Consider the following 17257-nt stretch of genomic DNA (forward strand, 5'->3'; position numbering starts at 1 on the left):
CACTCCATCAGGTGAAGAGCAGGGGCTCCACCCACGGGTGGAGTGTGTTGCGCCCATGCGGAACACACCGGGGCGTCGCGCGAGCGCTACGCGTCGATGCGCGAACGGTCCAGCGTCGCCGCCGAGCTGGTGATGAACTCCTTGCGGGGCGCCACGTCGTTGCCCATCAGCAGATCGAAGACCTGCTCCGCGGCATCCAGATCCCCGATGTTGACCCGCCGCAGGGTGCGGTAGCGCGGATCCATGGTGGTCTCCGCGAGCTGGTCGGCGTCCATCTCGCCGAGGCCCTTGTAGCGCTGGATGGAGTCCTTGAAGCGGATGCCCTTGCGCTGGTACTCCAGGAGCGTTTCCCGCAGCTCGTTGTCCGAGTACGTGTAGACGTACTTGTCCTGGCCCTTCTTCGGCTGGACCAGCTCGATCCGGTGCAGGGGCGGCACCGCCGCGAAGACCCGGCCCGCCTCCACCATCGGGCGCATGTAGCGCTGGAACAGGGTGAGCAGCAGGATCCGGATGTGCGCGCCGTCGACATCGGCGTCGACGAGGAGAATGATCTTCCCGTAGCGCGCCGCGTCGATGTCGAAGGTCCGGCCGGACCCTGCCCCTATGACCTGGATGATCGCGCCGCACTCGGCGTTCTTCAGCATGTCCGTCACGGACGCCTTCTGAACGTTGAGAATCTTGCCGCGGATGGGCAGGAGTGCCTGGAACTCGGAGTTCCGCGCCAGCTTGGCGGTGCCGAGCGCCGAGTCGCCCTCGACGATGAAGAGCTCGCTGCGCTCCACGTCGTCGCTGCGGCAGTCGGCGAGCTTCGCGGGCAGCGAGGAGGACTCCAGGGCCGTCTTACGGCGCTGGGCGTCCTTGTGCTGCCGGGCCGCGATGCGCGTGCGGGCCGCGGCGACGGCCTTCTCCATCACGGCGCGGGCCTGCGCCTTGGCGTCGCGCTTGGTGGACGTCAGGAACGCCTTGAGCTCCTTGGCGATGACGTTGGCGACGATGCGGTTGGCCGCCGAGGTGCCGAGCACCTCCTTGGTCTGGCCCTCGAACTGCGGCTCGGCGAGACGGACCGTGACGACCGCGGTCAGCCCCTCGAGGGCGTCGTCCTTGACGATGTCGTCCTCGGCGACGCGCAGCACCTTCTGGGTGCGCAGCACCTCGTTCATCGTCTTCGTGAGGGAGCGCTCGAAGCCCGTCACATGGGTGCCGCCCTTGGGGGTGGCGATGATGTTGACGAAGGACCGCAGCGTCGTGTCGTAGCCCGTGCCCCAGCGCATGGCGACGTCCACGGTGAGCTCACGGGTGACCTCGGTGGGGGTCATCTGGCCGTGGTCGTCGAGGACCGGGACGGTCTCCTTGAAGCTGCCCTGCCCGGTGAGGCGAAGGACGTCGCAGACGGCCTTGTCCTGGGCGAGGTACTCACAGAACTCGCTGATGCCCCCGTCGAAGCGGAAGGACTCCTCGCCCTTGGTACCGCCCTCGCCGAGGCCGTACTCGTCGCGTACGACGATGGTCAGGCCCGGCACCAGGAAGGCGGTCTGCCGGGCACGCTGGTGCAGCGTCTCCAGGTTGAGCTTGGCGTCCTTGAGGAAGATCTGGCGGTCGGACCAGTAGCGCACGCGCGTGCCGGTGCGAGTCTTGGGGATCTTCTTGGCCTTGCGCAGCCTGGCCGACGAGTCGAAGTCGGCGTCGGGGCCGGGCTTGGCGAAGGCACCGGGAACACCTCTGCGGAAGCTGATCGCGTGGGTGTGCCCCGCGCGGTCCACCTCTACGTCGAGGCGTGCCGACAGGGCGTTCACCACGGAGGCACCCACACCGTGCAGGCCGCCGGAGGCGGCGTAGGAGCCACCGCCGAACTTGCCGCCCGCGTGGAGCTTCGTCATGACGACCTCGACTCCGGAGAGGCCGGTCTTGGGCTCGACATCCACCGGGATGCCTCGGCCGTTGTCCCGGACCTCTACGGAGGCGTCGTCGTGGAGGATGACTTCGATGTGGTCGCAGTAGCCGCCCAGGGCCTCGTCGACGGAGTTGTCGATGATCTCCCAGAGGCAGTGCAGCAGGCCACGGCTGTCCGTCGACCCGATGTACATGCCCGGACGCTTGCGAACGGCCTCGAGCCCCTCCAGGACGAGCAGGTGCCGCGCGGTGTAGTTGGAACCGTCCCGGTCTGCTCCGGTCAGCAATGCTGTGGACGGCACGGACGTCTCGGCGGTCACGCGGTTCGCTCCTCGCTGAATTTCAAAAGGGGCCTCTTGGGGTAAGGCCCCGGCTTCGGTTGCCGCTCAGAGGGTACCGAGGCCTGGTAGAGCCGTTGTAACGCCACCCTCGTCACTACTCACACTAGTCCAGCGCCGCACGCTTGTTCGATCCCTCGTCTGAGTGAAGCGCACGTCACGTTCCCTTCCAGGCATGAACCATTTAGGCTCCGGGCACGTCCTCATGAACAACCGGCAACCCAGCCGGTGGACGACCGACCTGACAGACAGCGCGAAACCGTAAGACACGTGAGAGACGTAATACGGCACATTCGCCGCCAACCGGCAGCAGACAGCCGCCTCGGAAAAAACTTCGAGGAAAAGCCACGAGCGGGAACGTTTTCGGCCTGGTTGGATGTTGACCCTGGTACGACAGCTCGTCGAGCTAGAGAAGAGGCGACGTGACTACTGTTCTGACCCCCGCGAGCCCCCTGACGGCCGCTGATCGCTGCGACCGCTGCGGCGCCCAGGCATACCTGCGCGTCGTCCTGTTGAGCGGCGGTGAACTGCTCTTCTGCGCCCACCACGGACGCAAGTTCGAGCCGGAACTCAAGAAGATCGCCGCTGAGATACAGGACGAGACGGAGCGGCTGACGGCCGTCCCTGAGACCAACGACGAGGATCGCTGACACCTCGCACCCACGACGAGCGATCCGGCGCACGCCAGGCCGGTGACCGGGCGGCCGACCCTGCCAACCCCAGGGTCGGCCGCCCGCTCGCGTTACACGGCCGCCCAGGTGCCTCCTCGGCGGTCCTTCGCTACGCCCGCACCCCCCACGCGGGCAACTCCCGTACGCTCAGCCACGCAGAGACACAGCCTGCGCGGCGCTTGAGACGCGCGTGTACACCCCGGGGTTCCCGGCCCGCCCGCAGCCGCTGCCCCACGACACCAGGCCGATGAGCCGGCCGCGCGCGACCAGCGGGCCGCCGCTGTCCCCCTGGCAGGCATCACGGCCGCCCTCGAGCTCCCCCGCGCACAGCATGGATGCGGCCGTGTACGTTCCGTCAGAACTGGCCGGGTAGGCGTCCCTGCACGTGGCGTCGGGCAGTACGCGCACGGGCGCGGCGCGCAAGGTCCGCGCGTAGTCGCCCGATCCCGAAGTGTCACCCCACCCGTAGACCGCCGCGCGCGTGCCGGGTTCGTACGCCCGGTCACCCGCGGCCGCCATGCGGATCACGTAGCCCTGCGGAAGCGGGCTGGACAGTGACAGCACCGCGAAGTCGCCGGAGTTCGAGGAACTGTCGTACTCCGGATTGACCGTCGCCTTGCGCACCGGAATCTCTTGGCCCTGCGTCGTTCCCAGATCGTCCCGGCCGGCGACCACCTTCAGATCACTCATCTCGCCCAGCCGTACTCCGAGGACTTCCTCGCCCAGGCAGTGCGCCGCGGTGAGGACCGTAGACCGCCCGACCACCACGCCTCCGCAGAACTGCCCCGAACGCGTACCCCCGAACCGGTCACGGCTGGCCAGCGCCACCACCCAAGGACTGTCGGCCGTCCGGACCGGGCTTCCCCCGATGACGACGCTGTCGGCCGCCGCAGGAGCCGTGGAGGCCAGCGGCAGGGCGGCCACCGGAGCGGCAAGGGCCAGCGCCGCCGTCAATGTTCGAGCGAAAGGACGAGGCATGCGATCTCCTCACTCTGGGTTCTCGTGAAACACCCACAGTGATCCAGTGCGCCACCCCCCGCACCCGCGCCACGCGCCTCCGCGGCAGGCGGCGTCGGCGTTCCGGCGGTCCGGCATTCCGGCGTCCGGCGTTCCGGCAGGACATCGGACACGAAGAAGACCCGAGGCCTCGCGTGAGGCCTCGGGTCTTCTTCATGGAGCGCTGGTGACTAGTCGAGGTAGTCGCGCAGGACCTGCGAACGCGACGGGTGGCGCAGCTTCGACATCGTCTTCGACTCGATCTGGCGGATGCGCTCACGCGTCACTCCGTAGACCTTGCCGATCTCGTCGAGGGTCTTCGGCTGGCCGTCCGTGAGACCGAAGCGCATGGAGACCACGCCCGCCTCACGCTCGGACAGGGTGTCGAGCACCGAGTGCAGCTGCTCCTGGAGGAGCGTGAAGCTGACCGCGTCGGCCGGAACGACCGCCTCGGAGTCCTCGATGAGGTCTCCGAACTCGCTGTCGCCGTCCTCACCCAGGGGGGTGTGGAGGGAGATCGGCTCACGGCCGTACTTCTGGACCTCGATGACCTTTTCGGGGGTCATGTCGAGTTCCTTGGCCAGCTCCTCCGGGGTGGGCTCGCGGCCCAGGTCCTGGAGCATCTGGCGCTGCACGCGCGCGAGCTTGTTGATGACCTCGACCATGTGCACCGGAATACGGATGGTGCGGGCCTGGTCGGCCATGGCGCGGGTGATCGCCTGACGGATCCACCAGGTGGCGTACGTGGAGAACTTGTAGCCCTTGGTGTAGTCGAACTTCTCGACCGCGCGGATCAGACCGAGGTTGCCCTCCTGGATGAGGTCCAGGAAGAGCATGCCGCGGCCGGTGTAGCGCTTGGCCAGGGAGACCACCAGACGGAGGTTGGCCTCCAGGAGGTGGTTCTTGGCGCGGCGCCCGTCCTCGGCGATGATCTCCAGCTCGCGCTTGAGCTTCGGGGCGAGCTTGTCGGCGTTGGCCAGCTTGTCCTCGGCGAACAGGCCGGCCTCGATGCGCTTGGCGAGCTCGACCTCCTGCTCGGCGTTGAGGAGCGGGACCTTGCCGATCTGCTTCAGGTAGTCCTTGACGGGGTCGGCGGTGGCACCGGCCGCGGCGACCTGCTGGGCCGGAGCGTCGTCCTCGTCCTCGTCGGACAGCACGAAGCCCTTGGCGCCCTCTTCCTCGGGGGCGTCCTCACCAGGCTTGCCCTTGGCGGGGGTCTCCTCGGTGGCCTCGTCGTCCAGGATCTCGTCGTCCTGCTTGGACGCACTCTTCTTTGCCGTCGCCTTCTTGGCGACGGCCTTCTTGGCGACGGCCTTCTTTGCCGTCGTCTTCTTGGCAGCGACCTTCTTCGCGGGCGCGTCCTCAGCTGCGACATCTGCGGCCGACGCCTCGGGGGCGGCGGTCGCGGTGGCCTGCTTCGCCGTGGCCGTCTTGGCCGCGACAGTCTTGGTCGCGGTGCGCTTGACCGGGCTCTTCGCTGCGACGCTCTTGCGGGGGCGTTTCGGCTCCGCGGCACTGACCATCAGCGTCACACCCTCTTCCTCGAGGATCTGGTTGAGGCTGCGCAGAACGTTCTTCCACTGAGTGGCCGGAATCTGGTCAGCTTCGAAGGCACGACGCACGTCATCGCCGGCGATCTGCCCATCAGCCTTTCCCCGCTCGATGAGCGCCATGACAGAGACGGATTCGGCGATCTCCGGCGGGAGCGTACGGGATGTGCTGGCCGACACGAACAACCTCTCGGAACGTTGGAAAACGGCTTCCGGCCCCGTCCATTGTGGACCAGGACCGACGACCGACGACTAGGGATGGGCCGACGGCGCAGGCGGGGCCGGGGAGCTACACAGCGCCGCGAACGACTGCTGTATTCCCTCCTCGGCTATCACCTCTTAGGTCATCGCGCTGCCCCGACGAGCGTTACGCCCAATCTACGTGGCCCGAGTCACACCTCGTAAGCGTTCAAAAGCGGCCAGATACGGTCAGAGGTGTTCAGACCTACGCCCTGACGGCCCTCCGGCCCGCAACGCCCGCGTCGCCGGGCCCCTGTCGGATCCCCGAGGAAGCCGCAGAAGCCCGGCGACGCCACCGCGCCAACGGAGTGATGAGGTCGGACCGCGAGGCGCATCAGCCGGCCGTACAAACGCGGACCCGGCCGTCAGTGCTCGCGGGGGGCGGGCACGACGCGCTCCCCCTCCGGGTGGACGGTGAGCAGCTGACGCATGGCGGCCTCGGCGCCGGGCCCGTCGCCCGTCCCGAGGGCGTCGACGATGCGCGAGTGGTGTACCAGGGACGCCTCGGTGGGGCGGTCGCAGCCGGTGATCGGGCCGCCGGAGACCTGGAGCGCGGCCGAGACGATGCCCGACAGGTGCTCCAGCATGCGGTTGCCCGCGAGCTGGATGAGCAGCGAGTGGAACTCCGCGTCGGCACGGGAGAAGGTGATCCCGTCGCCCTGGCTCAGGGCGTGGCCCATGATCTCGACCATGTCGGCGAGCCGCTGCTGCACCTCCTCGCGGCCGTGGCCCGCGGCCAGCCGGGCGGCGAGGGGCTCGATCGTCCAGCGCAGCTCGCTGAGTTCGCGTCGCTGATCGTCGCGCTGCGGCCCGAACGCGCGCCATTCGATGATGTCCGGGTCCAGGAGGTTCCAGTCGCTGACGGGGCGCACGCGCGTGCCGACATTGGGCCTGGCGCTGACCAGACCCTTCGCCTCCAGTACGCGCAGCGATTCCCGGACGACGGTGCGGGAGACCTCGAAGCGCTGGCCGATCTCCTCGGGCACCAGCGGGCGGTCGGCTCCCAGGTCTCCGGAGACGATCATCTGGCCGAGCTGCTGGACGAGTTGGCCGTGCAGCCCGCGGCCGCGACTGCCGGCGGTGCGTCGTCCCACGCGGCCGAGGTCGTGGTCGGGGCCGTCCCACGAGGGCGCGACGACGCGGTCGCCGGCCGGGGCCTCGGCGTAGGGGTAGCGGTCGAGTTCGCCCGGGCCGGCGAGGCCGGAGTCTGCGGAGCGGGCGGCGGTCATCATGGTGTGCGCAAGGGTACTCACGGAACCTTTGTCGGCGCGGCTCCCAAGTCCCTTGAGGTCTTTGGTGAAAAGCACACGAAAGGGTGATCGCTTACTGTGTCGCAATTGACGCCTTATCGGAAAGAAACGGGCGTTCTCCGTGGGAGTTGTGCGCAGCACGGGAAACGGAAGCGACGGACAGCTGTCGCTGTCATCGAGCTCTGCCGCGCATCCCCGTGAGCAGATACGCGCAGAGCAGAGCGGTCAGCGACAACGTCAGGGCACTGCCCACAGGTTGAGCCACCATGCGGACTCCGCCGGCCAGATAACGCTCGACACCGAACGGCCACTGCACCAGCGCGAGGTCGCGCAGTCTCCCTGGAAGCCCCGCTGCCGATCGCACAGACGGCCCCTCCAAGGCCCTTTGTACGAGCGGTACGACGACGATCGGCACCGCGAGAACCGCGGCGAGGCCGGCGGTCGTGGAGCGGAAGACTCCACCGGCGAGGACCCCCGCCCAGGCACAGCCGCACACCAGGGCGACCCAACTCGCGGTCAGCGAAAGCCAGTCGGAGGGAACTTTTGTGACCTCTTCGCCGTATACAAGGTGCAGGATCGCGGCGTCGGAGACCAGCACGAGCAGGCTCAGCAGGAGCGCGGTGGCGGCCGCGACGGTCAACTTGGCGCTGAGCAGCCCAAGGCGGCGGGGGACGGTGCCCCGGTCGGCGGCCAGGGCGGGGTGGCGGAATTCCTCACCGAAGGCGAGGGCGCCGAGCAGTCCGGCGCCAAGCGCCGCGGGCGGCAAGGGGAGTTCCTGAGGCCAGGCGGCCAGCAGGTGAGGCTGCGGCGTGTGACCGCTCCTGGCGAGGAAGACGCAGAGTACGGCGGAGACGGCGAGGACAGCGGCCGTGGTGAGGTAGCCGGTGCCCACACCGGTGGCACGACACAGTTCGTAGCGCAAGGGGCGCAGAGGGCTTCGGGCGGGGCGGATCGAGATGGGGGGTGGCAAGGGAGGTGGCGCCACGGGGGCCTGCTGGGTGGTGGCGGTGACTGGTTCTGTGGTGGCGAGCGGGATGAGTTTCTCGGCCTCGGCCCCGGTTTCGGCCTCGGTTTTGGTCTCGATCTCGGTCCCGGCCGCGGTCTCGGTTTCGGCCTCGGACACGGCCTCTGCTGCGGATACGCTCTCTGCCTGGGGCGAGGGCTCGGCTTCGGCTTGGGGTCCGGCTTCGGTCTCGGTCAGCATGTGGGTTGTCGTGGCTGACGTATCTGCCGCCGTGGCGGTGACGGCGGCCGTGGCAGCGGCGGCGATTCCCGGGGCGGGTGCGGGCGCGGGGCGGGGATCAGGAGCAGGACCGGACACAGCAGCCTCTGCCGCCGCGGGCCCCGCGTCCCCGATCTCGTCGGCGAGTTGGTGGACGAGGATTCCGTGGCGGAAAGCCGTCTCTCCGACGTCGGCACAGTTGCTGCCGTACACCGAGAGCCGGTTGCCGCCCTCCTTCACCACCTCGATGGAGCGTTGCCCGGCACGGGCCTCCTTGGACAGCAGCACGCCGAGCCGTGCCGCATGCGGGCTGCGCACCGCGACCCGGGGGCGCAGGCGTGTGCGGGCGAAGTCCCCGGCCTCCTGGTCGGCCACCAGCCGGCCCGCTTCCAGCGTCACGACGCGATCAGCGTTCCGCGCAGCCTCTTTGGGGTCGGCCGTGGAGAACAGGACGGTCCCGCCCTGGGCGGCGTGCGCGCGCAGGACCCTGTGCAGCCAGCCGCCCTCTCGTGCCGAGAGCCCGCCGGCGGGGTCGTCCAGGACAAGGGTGTGCGGATCGGCGAGCAGCGCGCAGGCGAGGCCCAGACGGCGGTCCATGCCGCGCGAGAGCGTACCGAGCCGCTGGTCTCGAAGGCTCACCAGACCTACGACTTCGAGTGCGTCGTCGGCACGCTGAGCGGGCACACCGGCGGCCGCGCACAGCATGCGCAGCTGACCGCGGACCGTGCGGCCGGGGTGCCCAGGAACCTCGCCCAGCAGGACCCCCACCTCGCGTGACGGATAGGTGATGCGGTGCAGCGGACGCCCTCTGAAGTAGGTGACTCCTCGGCCCTGTTGGAGTTCGAGCATGAGCCTCAGCGCCGTCGTCTTGCCGGCGCCCTGCGCGCCGAGCAGTGCCGTGACACGGCCTGTTCGCGCCTCGAAGGACACGTCGTCGACGGCAGGCGGCAGCTCCTGGCGGGGGTTGCTTGTCAGTCCGATGGCCTGGATCATCGCTTCTCTCGCGGGATGTGCGACCGCTCGACGGCCAGAGTTCGTCCGCCGGGTCGGGGACGGACGAACCCCGTGGGTACTTCAGCAAGATAACGCGATGTTTCCGGCATTTCGGTCAGGGCGTGAGCTGCGGGTGTCCATCACGCGCCCTGACCTACAGATGACCAGGGAGCGACCGGGGCGCGAGTCTCAGACCTCGGGGCGCAGCATCGGCGGGTTGAGCAGCGTGGCGCCGCCCGCACGGAAGAGCTGGGCGGGGCGGCCGCCCTGGCGAGTGGTCGTACCGCCCGTGGGGACGAGGAAGCCCGGCGTGCCGGTCACCTTGCGGTGGAAGTTGCGCGGGTCGAGCACGACGCCCCACACGGCCTCGTACACCCGGCGCAGCTCGCCGACGGTGAACTCGGGCGGGCAGAAGGCCGTCGCCAGCGAGGAGTACTCGATCTTCGAACGGGCCCGTTCCACGCCGTCCGCCAGGATCTGCGCGTGATCGAAGGCGAGCGGCGCGGCCTGCTCGTCCTCACGTCCGTATCCACCTTGGTTGAGCAGCGCCTCGACCGGCGCCCAGCGCGCGCTGTTCGCGTCACCGCCGGCCCGCGGGGCGGGGAGGTCGGGAGCGAGCGCGAGGTGGGCGACGCTGACGACCCTCATCCGCGGATCACGCTTGGGATCGCCGTACGTGGCCAACTGCTCCAGGTGCGCGCCGTTCGCCTGGGCCGGAGAGTCCGGATCGTGGGCGCACAGCCCCGTCTCCTCGACCAGCTCCCGCGCGGCGGCCGCCGACAGGTCCTCGTCGTCACGCACGAACCCGCCGGGCAGCGCCCAACGGCCCTGGAACGGCGACTCGCCCCGGCGCACGGCAAGCGCGCAGAGCGCATGACGACGCACGGTCAGCACGACCAGATCGACGGTGACAGCAAACGGCGGGAAGGCCGACGGGTCGTAGGGCGACATGCCGCGATCATAGTCGTCTGCCTGACGATAAACAGCTCCTCCGGCATCCGAACCCGGTTGGATTAACCGGCCCCCGCGTCAGGTTCAGGCCATACCCGCCGCAGGTGAGCCACACCGGTCACAGGTCCTTCCTTCGTCGGGCCACCAGCGCGGAACTGCCCTGCGTGCTCCGTGGGTCACACCCCCAGCTGCAGCCCTTCGGCCGCCTCCTCGACCATGGCGAGTCCGAGTCGGCTGACACGCACGGAGAACGGGGCGCCCGCGACGCGCAGCGCCATCAGCCCCAGCTCTCCCAGGGGCGCGCTGCGCACGGGGCTCAGCGTCACCGTGCCCGCCGGGGCGTCGGGCCGGATCCCGGCGAGCGCCGTGAGCAGCTGGACCCCGGCGGCCGCAGCCGTGGCCGCCGGGCGGCAGGCGGCAGGGTGCGGCAACGGAGCACCGCCCTCCGTGCGCTGCTCCCCCGCGTACATCTCAGGCAGCCGGTAGCCGAATGTCTCTGCCGCCGCCATCACCCCTCGCAGCAGGGCGCTCGCCTCCTTCTCGTAGCCCGCGGAGGCCAGACCCGCGACGGCGACCGCCGTCTCATGGACACGGACCGCGCCGCCACGATGTCCGAAGGGGTTGTACGCGGCTTCCTTGACGCCCAGGCTCCGCAGCCCCCACCCCGAGTCCATCGCGGGCCCGCCCAGCAGCCGGGCGAGCTGCTCCGTGCGCACCTTGTCCAGCAGGCCTGGCGCGAGCACGCCCGAACCGAGCAGCCCCGTGTCGAGGAGGTGCGCGGCTCCGCCGGTGAGCAGGGGAACGGGGCGGCCGTCTGCCAGGCGAGCCGCGGCGGGCCGGCCACCCGCCCGGTCCTCCACCCAGAAGTCCTCCCGGAAGGTGCCCCTCAGCCGCTCCGCCCACTGCAACAGGTCGGCACCGCCCGGGCGGCCGTGCGCGTCGAGCAGGTCGGCCCCGAGCAGCGCGGCCCTGTGGGCATGGGCCTGGGTCTCGCAGCGCGCCGGCCCGCCCGGGTACGGGTCCGGCAGGCGCCCCCTGTCGCCCGCCGCGGAAAGCAGCCACCGCAGGCAGCGCTCGGCCGCCGGCAACAGCTCCTCCGTCTCCTGAGCCGACAAGCCCCAACGCCATGCCTCCGCCAACAACACCGGAAAGAGCAGCGTCGCCTCGACCCCCGTGCACCCGGGCGGCAGATGCGGTCCCGCGTTCCGCAACGGCCCGGGGATCATGCCCGCCCGCGGACCCTTCCCCGCGAGTTGGCGGCGGGCCAGCGTACGCAGTGTCCCCAGGGCGATCCGGGTGCCGAGCGGCAGGGCCATCCGGGCGGCTGCGAGCGCCTCGGCCGGTGCGAGACCGCAGCGCCATGGCGCCCCCGCGGCCAGATGGACGTCGGCCGGGTGCTCCGGGTCCCGCAGCAGCAGCGCCTGGAGATCCTCCACGGATCGCTCCAGCAGGGTGCGGGCCCTGGGGTCGTCGCCCGCGGCCCGCGCCGTGGCGAGGGAACGCGACATCCCGTGCCCGACCGACCTCACGGGGCCCGCACCCTCCGGCCGCACGCGCAGCTCCAGGCTCCAGGTGCCGCCCGGCGCCAGCTCCACCTCCCAGCGCAGCAGCCCGGCCGAAGCCAGCGCGTCCGCGGGCGCCGGGTGTGCGGCGACCACACAGGTGCCGACCGGCGAGGTCCATCGCATGCCGGAGTCGTGGACCGTGGGGGACAGTTCCGGACCGGTGTTTCCGGAGGCGACCGCTCCGAGCTCCGCCAGATCCGTGCCGAGCGACAGCTCCACGGGCAGCCGCAGGTGCCGGCCAGAGGCACTGCGCAGCAGGATCCTCTCCGTCCCGTCCGCGTACCGGGTCCGCTCGACGACCACGTCCGGATCCGGGCCGCCGTCCGCGGAGGGACGCAGCGTCGCCATGAAACGGGCATGGTCGGCCGAGAGCATCCGCGCCTGTACGGCGACCGGCTCGCGCCCCGCCACTCGTAGCTGGCAGCGGGACAGCAGCCTGCGTCCGGCGCGGTAGAACCCCTCGAGGCCGCGGCCGGTCAACTGCCCTTGGTCCGTGGAGATCGCGAGAGCGGGCATGGCGACACAGATCAGCGTGGCGTGCGCGGGCGGCAGTTGTGCGAGTCGACGTGGCGTGTGAACCTGCGTGAGTCCGCCGGGAGAGAGCGGCGAGCCCGGCGCGGGCTTGTGGGCACCGTCTCTGCCGGAGAGGGGGGAGGGGGCGGGCAGGGGCATGAGGTGGCCTCTTCTGCGGTGTCCGCGCTACGGGAAGTCGGAGGTCGTACGGCGGACCGGCCCGGGTACAGGTACCGCCACTCAGGTGAACGGGCCTGCCCCGCACCAAGTCACGCCTACCGGGCGGGAAGCCATCCGCCCGGCCCTGGCCTCCCCCGTTCGGCATCACGGGCGGCAGCCGTCCGACACCCGGCTCCTGGTGCCGATCCCCCGCGTTCACGTGTCGTTCCTCGCTGCGCCACGGATGGTGCGGCGGCGGTTCTGTGGCCCTGTGGTGGGCCTGTCGGTGACTCGTGAACCAGCGCCGCCCTTCGGGCGTGCGGGGCGGCGGCGCCGCGGAGCGACACCCACCGGCTCACCCGGTGACTTGGAGGGCTCCGGGGAGTCGGAGGGCTTCGAGGGCTCCGAGGAGAGTGGCAGTTCGGTCTGCACGCCCGTGGCGCCACGGTCGGGGCTCTCCCTGCGCAAGCAGCGGCGGATCGGTTCGGGGTCCAGATCTCCGGTGCAGGCATGGTGCAGAAGTTGCGCGAAGGTGTAACTCGGATCGGCGCACAGCGCCATGTCCAGGGCTTCCTGGCCCTCCGTGGTGTCGCCCAGGGACCATGCGACCCAGCCGGCGAGCGACAGTGGCGCCGCCGCGTGCTCCCCGTAGGCGCCGACGCAGCGACGGGCCAGGGCCCTCCAGAGACGAAGCGCCGATGCCGCGACGTCGCCTTCCATCCATGCCGCGGCCCGATCGCGCGTCGTACGGTCCTGGAGGCCGAGGATCAGCGCCGCGGCCTCGTCGTGCGCGAGGAGATCGTCGTCCCGGAGGTCCGCCGCAAGCCTGTCGCTGACCGTCGGCGCGGCAACCATCCGCGCCATGATCCTGCGGGCCAGGTCAAGCGTGTCAGCGGCGACCTCGGCATGTCCGTCCTCCTCCAGGATCCGGCGCACGAGCGCCATGCCCGCCGCGTCGAGTGCGGCTTCCTGGCCGGCTGCGGCGGCGGATTCCCAGGGAGTGAGACGCGCCCTCATTTCCCGGGTGGTGACGCCTACTTGGACGCCGGCGTAGGCCGTCGCCGCAGCCAGAACCGAAGTGCCGGGACGCGGCAAAGGCACGCCCTCCGGCGGGCAGCACTGCTTGTTCGGACAGCAGTAGGTCCAGAAGGTGCCCGCCGAGATGCACACGACCTCGAACACGGGGACATCAAGCCTTCCGCAGGCGGTGCGGAGCACCTGCGCCAGCGGTCGCAGGCGCTCCATGACCGTGCGGCCGGTGTCGGTGCCGACCGGTTCCGCGCACAGGAAGGCCACGATTCCGTCGGGCCGGGCGCCGCGCCGCTCACAGCCGCCCACCAGGCATTGGGCGAGCTGCTCCGCGATGGGCGGCCAGTCCTCCTCTCGCCGGGGAATACCGAGGCGCACCCGACCGCCGAACCGCCCCCGCTCACCGTGCAGGGCGATGAGGACGACACTCTCCTCAGGCCTGAACCCGAGCAAGTACGGGAGGGCGTCGGCGAGTTCAGCCGGGGTGCGCAGGGTGACCAGCGTCTCGTCGATGGAGCCGGTGGGTTCGATGGGGCCTGCGTGACTGGCAGGATCGTTGGGATCGACGGGACCGGCATGACCAGCGGGATCAGTGAGATCGATGGGATCGGTGGGGTCGATGGGACCGAGGGAGGCAGTCGGCTCAGTCGAGTCGATGGAGTTGGTCGAGTCGATCGGGTCGTTTTGTTCGCTGTGGTTCGTCATGCGCCGACTCTCCCGCGGATCACCAGGTTCCGGTTGGGCCTGTGGATAAGAACGGTCATGGGCACGCCAAGAGTTATCCACAGCTCGGCGGACCCGTTCGCCTAATGTCAGACCCATCGGGTTGCATGGGGGCATGAGCAACGAAGATCTACGCACGGCGGCTGATGCTGTACTCGCCCGCCTCGTCGGCGGCCCCGCGCCCGCAAGCGGCGAGGCGCCTCCGTCAGACGGTCCGCGACTGCGCGAGGACCAGTGGCGCGCGATCGAAGCGCTCGTCGCCGACAAGCGACGGGCACTGGTCGTGCAGCGCACGGGCTGGGGAAAGTCCGCCGTGTACTTCGTCGCGACCGCACTGCTGCGGGAGCGGGGCAGCGGCCCCACCGTGATCGTCTCCCCGCTGCTCGCCCTCATGCGCAACCAGGTGGAGTCGGCGGCGCGAGCCGGTATCCGCGCCCGCACGATCAACTCCTCCAACACCGAGGAGTGGGAGACGATCCAGGCCGAGGTGGCCTCCGGCGATGTGGACGTCCTCCTCGTCAGCCCGGAGCGGCTGAACAACCCGGACTTCCGCGATCAGGTCCTGCCCAAGCTCGCCGCGGCAACTGGACTGCTCGTGGTCGACGAGGCGCACTGCATCTCGGACTGGGGCCACGACTTCCGGCCCGACTACCGACGGTTGCGCACGATGCTCGCCGACCTGCCACCGGGCGTCCCCGTCCTCGCGACCACCGCGACGGCCAACGCGCGTGTGACAGCGGACGTGGCCGAACAGCTGGGCACCGGCGGCAGCTCGGACGCGCTCGTGCTGCGCGGCGCCCTGGACCGCGAGAGCCTGAGCCTGAGCGTCCTCCAACTTCCCAACGCAGCACACCGGTTGGCCTGGCTCGCCGATCACCTGGACGAGCTGCCGGGCTCAGGGATCATCTATACGCTCACCGTCGCCGCCGCCGAGGAGATCACCACTTTCCTGCGGCAGTGCGGGCATACGGTCACCTCCTACACCGGAAAGACGGAGAACGCGGACCGTCAGCAGGCCGAGGAGGATCTGCTCGCCAACCGTGTGAAGGCGCTGGTCGCCACCTCCGCGCTGGGGATGGGCTTCGACAAGCCGGACCTCGGTTTCGTGGTGCATCTCGGCTCTCCGTCCTCCCCGATCGCGTACTACCAGCAGGTCGGTCGCGCGGGCCGCGGTGTCGATCACGCGGAGGTGCTGCTCCTTCCGGGCAAGGAGGACGAGGCGATCTGGAACTACTTCGCTTCGCTCGCCTTCCCGCCCGAGGAACAGGTCCGGCGCACGCTGGACGTGCTGGCGCAGGCGGGCAGGCCACTGTCGTTGCCCGCCCTGGAGCCGTTGGTCGAGCTGCGCCGGTCGCGTCTGGAGACGATGCTCAAGGTCCTCGACGTGGACGGCGCGGTCCGGCGCGTCAAGGGTGGCTGGACCTCCACGGGCATGCCCTGGGCGTACGACGCCGAGCGGTATGCCTGGGTCGCCAAGCAGCGGCAGACGGAACAGCAGGCGATGCGTGATTACGCCTCGACATCCGGCTGCCGGATGGAGTTCTTGCGACGGCAGCTCGACGATGAGGCAGCCGCCCCCTGTGGCCGCTGCGACAACTGCGCGGGAGCGCGCTTCACCGACGTCGTTTCGTCCGGGGCGCTCGACACGGCAAAGGGTGAGCTGATCCGCGCGGGCGTTGATGTGGAGCCCCGGAGGATGTGGCCGACCGGGCTCGCCGCGATCGGTGTCGACCTGAAGGGACGTATCCCCGCCGGGGAGCAGGCCTCGCAGGGCAGGGCTCTGGGCCGCCTCTCGGACATCGGCTGGGGCAACCGGCTCCGGCCGATGCTCTCGCCTCAGGCCCCTGACGGGCCGGTGCCCGACGATGTGGCGAACGCGGTGGTCGGCGTCCTCACCGACTGGGCGAAGGGCCCTGGTGGCTGGGCATCGGGCAGTGCCGACGCCCAGCCGCGACCGGCGGGCGTCGTGACCATGTGCTCGCACAGCAGGCCTCAACTGATCCAGTCGCTGGGTGCCCGGATCGCGGAGATCGGCCGCCTTCCACTCCTGGGCTCCATCGAGTACGCCGCCGGAGCCGATTCGGCGCACGTACCGAGGAGTAACAGCGCACAGCGTCTGCGCGCCCTCGACGGGACGCTGACCGTGTCCCCCGAGCTCGCCGCGGCGCTCCGGGAAGCGGGCGGCCCCGTGCTGCTCGTCGACGATCTGACGGACAGTGGCTGGACCTTGGCGGTGGCCGCGCGCATGCTCCGACGAGCCGGAGCGAAGGGGGTGTTGCCGCTGGTCCTGGCTGTACAGGGCTGACGCAAGCGTCAATGCGGGGCGCCCTGGGCAAGGATATAGAAGGCGCATCACCCGATACCGGTCGGCGGCTCCAATTGCTCGTTGCCGCAAGGCGGTCCGACGGGAAGAATTGGTATCGCTCCCCGCGCGGCTCCCCGTGGCCCGGCAGCACTGTGCCACGGTGCGCTCCCCCCAGCCCGACCCCGCCCTCTGGGCGCGTAGCCGAAGGGAGGACCGTGACCTTCGGATTCGCTCCGTCCGCTGCGGCATCGATGTCGGATTTTTCGACGTCGGCTGAGATGTCCGCCGACTCCACCAACCGACTGACCCGGATGCTGGAGCCCGCGGAGTGGTCAGCCGCGGGAATTCCCCTGCTGCGCAACCCCCGTGAGGTCGTCAGCGGTCTGCATGCCCGGCATCGTCCGATGCCCGCGACAGCCGTCGTCGCCGTTCTGGACCCGGAGGAACGGATCAGGGCGAGCGCCTCGTTCACTCGTCGGCCGAGCGCGGCGGACGGCTGGGTCTTTCGTAACGCCCTGCTCGCGCAGTTGCGCCGGATCATCCCGCACGATCTGCGGCGCCGCACACCGGTGCGTACGGCCGTTCTGCTCTACTGCCGCGAAGGCGACGCGCGCTGGACGCAGGAGGACGGGGCGTGGATGTGGGGGCTGCGGGACGCCTGCACGCTGCACGGGCTGCGTTGCGGCGCCTACATCACGCTGACGCGTGACGGCTGGCAGGTGCTCGGCGAGGGGCGCGGCGGCCGTCGGCCAAGCTCCGGCTCGCAGCCCGAGACCTTCGCCGACACCGATCCGCCGCCGCCACGCACGGGCGGCGCCGCCTCCGACGTCCTGCGCCGAGCGGCGGCACGCTGAGGCGTCCG

Annotated in this window: 11 protein-coding genes; 3 read left to right on the plus strand and 8 right to left on the minus strand. The window is 70.3% G+C overall.

Annotated elements, in window-relative coordinates:
• Nucleotides 1-86 precede the first annotated feature (86 nt).
• Complete coding sequence (locus AB0I94_RS15580; protein WP_363310090.1) at nt 87-2210, minus strand: DNA topoisomerase IV subunit B; 2124 nt, start codon at nt 2208-2210, stop codon at nt 87-89.
• A gap of 440 nt (nt 2211-2650) precedes the next feature.
• On the opposite strand from AB0I94_RS15580, the gene AB0I94_RS15585 reads away from it, so the two are divergent.
• The gene (locus AB0I94_RS15585) at nt 2651-2878 is read left to right on the plus strand and encodes a hypothetical protein (RefSeq protein ID WP_160507629.1); all 228 of its coding nucleotides are present in this window, start codon (nt 2651-2653) and stop codon (nt 2876-2878) included.
• A gap of 168 nt (nt 2879-3046) precedes the next feature.
• Here the strand turns inward: AB0I94_RS15585 and AB0I94_RS15590 are convergent, their stop codons facing one another.
• The 7 genes from AB0I94_RS15590 to AB0I94_RS15620 form a co-directional block, all read right to left on the minus strand.
• Complete coding sequence (locus AB0I94_RS15590; protein WP_363310091.1) at nt 3047-3877, minus strand: serine protease; 831 nt, start codon at nt 3875-3877, stop codon at nt 3047-3049.
• Between the two features lie 209 nt (nt 3878-4086).
• Nucleotides 4087-5631: an RNA polymerase sigma factor gene (locus AB0I94_RS15595; protein WP_363310092.1), complete on the minus strand. Its 1545-nt coding sequence runs from the start codon at nt 5629-5631 to the stop codon at nt 4087-4089.
• Between the two features lie 419 nt (nt 5632-6050).
• Nucleotides 6051-6938 carry a FadR/GntR family transcriptional regulator gene (locus AB0I94_RS15600; RefSeq protein WP_363310093.1) on the minus strand — a complete coding sequence of 296 codons (888 nt, stop codon included), beginning with the start codon at nt 6936-6938 and terminating at the stop codon, nt 6051-6053.
• A 169-nt stretch (nt 6939-7107) separates the two neighbouring features.
• Nucleotides 7108-9150, minus strand: a complete 2043-nt coding sequence (locus tag AB0I94_RS15605) for an ABC transporter ATP-binding protein (protein WP_363310094.1) — start codon at nt 9148-9150, stop codon at nt 7108-7110.
• A gap of 189 nt (nt 9151-9339) precedes the next feature.
• Nucleotides 9340-10101, minus strand: coding sequence for an NUDIX hydrolase (locus AB0I94_RS15610; protein ID WP_363209966.1), 762 nt, complete (start codon nt 10099-10101; stop codon nt 9340-9342).
• Between the two features lie 176 nt (nt 10102-10277).
• On the minus strand, nt 10278-12182 hold the full coding sequence (locus tag AB0I94_RS15615) for a glycogen debranching N-terminal domain-containing protein (RefSeq protein ID WP_363310147.1): 1905 nt from the start codon (nt 12180-12182) through the stop codon (nt 10278-10280).
• A 372-nt stretch (nt 12183-12554) separates the two neighbouring features.
• Nucleotides 12555-14072 carry a DUF4192 domain-containing protein gene (locus AB0I94_RS15620; RefSeq protein WP_363310095.1) on the minus strand — a complete coding sequence of 506 codons (1518 nt, stop codon included), beginning with the start codon at nt 14070-14072 and terminating at the stop codon, nt 12555-12557.
• Nucleotides 14073-14205: 133 nt separating this feature from the next.
• On the opposite strand from AB0I94_RS15620, the gene AB0I94_RS15625 reads away from it, so the two are divergent.
• Together AB0I94_RS15625 and AB0I94_RS15630 are read left to right on the plus strand one after the other, a co-directional pair.
• Nucleotides 14206-16395 (plus strand): RecQ family ATP-dependent DNA helicase, encoded by a 2190-nt coding sequence (locus AB0I94_RS15625; RefSeq protein ID WP_363310096.1) that lies wholly within the window; start codon nt 14206-14208, stop codon nt 16393-16395.
• A 215-nt stretch (nt 16396-16610) separates the two neighbouring features.
• Entirely contained in the window at nt 16611-17249 is a 639-nt protein-coding gene (locus AB0I94_RS15630) for a hypothetical protein (protein WP_363310097.1), read from the plus strand.
• The last annotated feature ends 8 nt before the right edge of the window (nt 17250-17257 follow it).

Origin of the sequence: Streptomyces sp. NPDC050147 (assembly GCF_040660195.1) — a bacterium.
Lineage (GTDB): Bacteria > Actinomycetota > Actinomycetes > Streptomycetales > Streptomycetaceae > Streptomyces.

What these genes read in the sequence shown, in the direction of transcription:
- AB0I94_RS15615 (WP_363310147.1), bottom strand. Translation starts at nt 12,182, where the DNA reads ATGCCCGCTCTCGCGATCTCCACGGACCAAGGGCAGTTGACCGGCCGC.
- AB0I94_RS15620 (WP_363310095.1), bottom strand. Translation starts at nt 14,072, where the DNA reads ATGACGAACCACAGCGAACAAAACGACCCGATCGACTCGACCAACTCC.
- AB0I94_RS15590 (WP_363310091.1), bottom strand. Translation starts at nt 3,877, where the DNA reads ATGCCTCGTCCTTTCGCTCGAACATTGACGGCGGCGCTGGCCCTTGCC.
- AB0I94_RS15625 (WP_363310096.1), top strand. Translation starts at nt 14,206, where the DNA reads ATGAGCAACGAAGATCTACGCACGGCGGCTGATGCTGTACTCGCCCGC.
- AB0I94_RS15610 (WP_363209966.1), bottom strand. Translation starts at nt 10,101, where the DNA reads ATGTCGCCCTACGACCCGTCGGCCTTCCCGCCGTTTGCTGTCACCGTC.
- AB0I94_RS15605 (WP_363310094.1), bottom strand. Translation starts at nt 9,150, where the DNA reads ATGATCCAGGCCATCGGACTGACAAGCAACCCCCGCCAGGAGCTGCCG.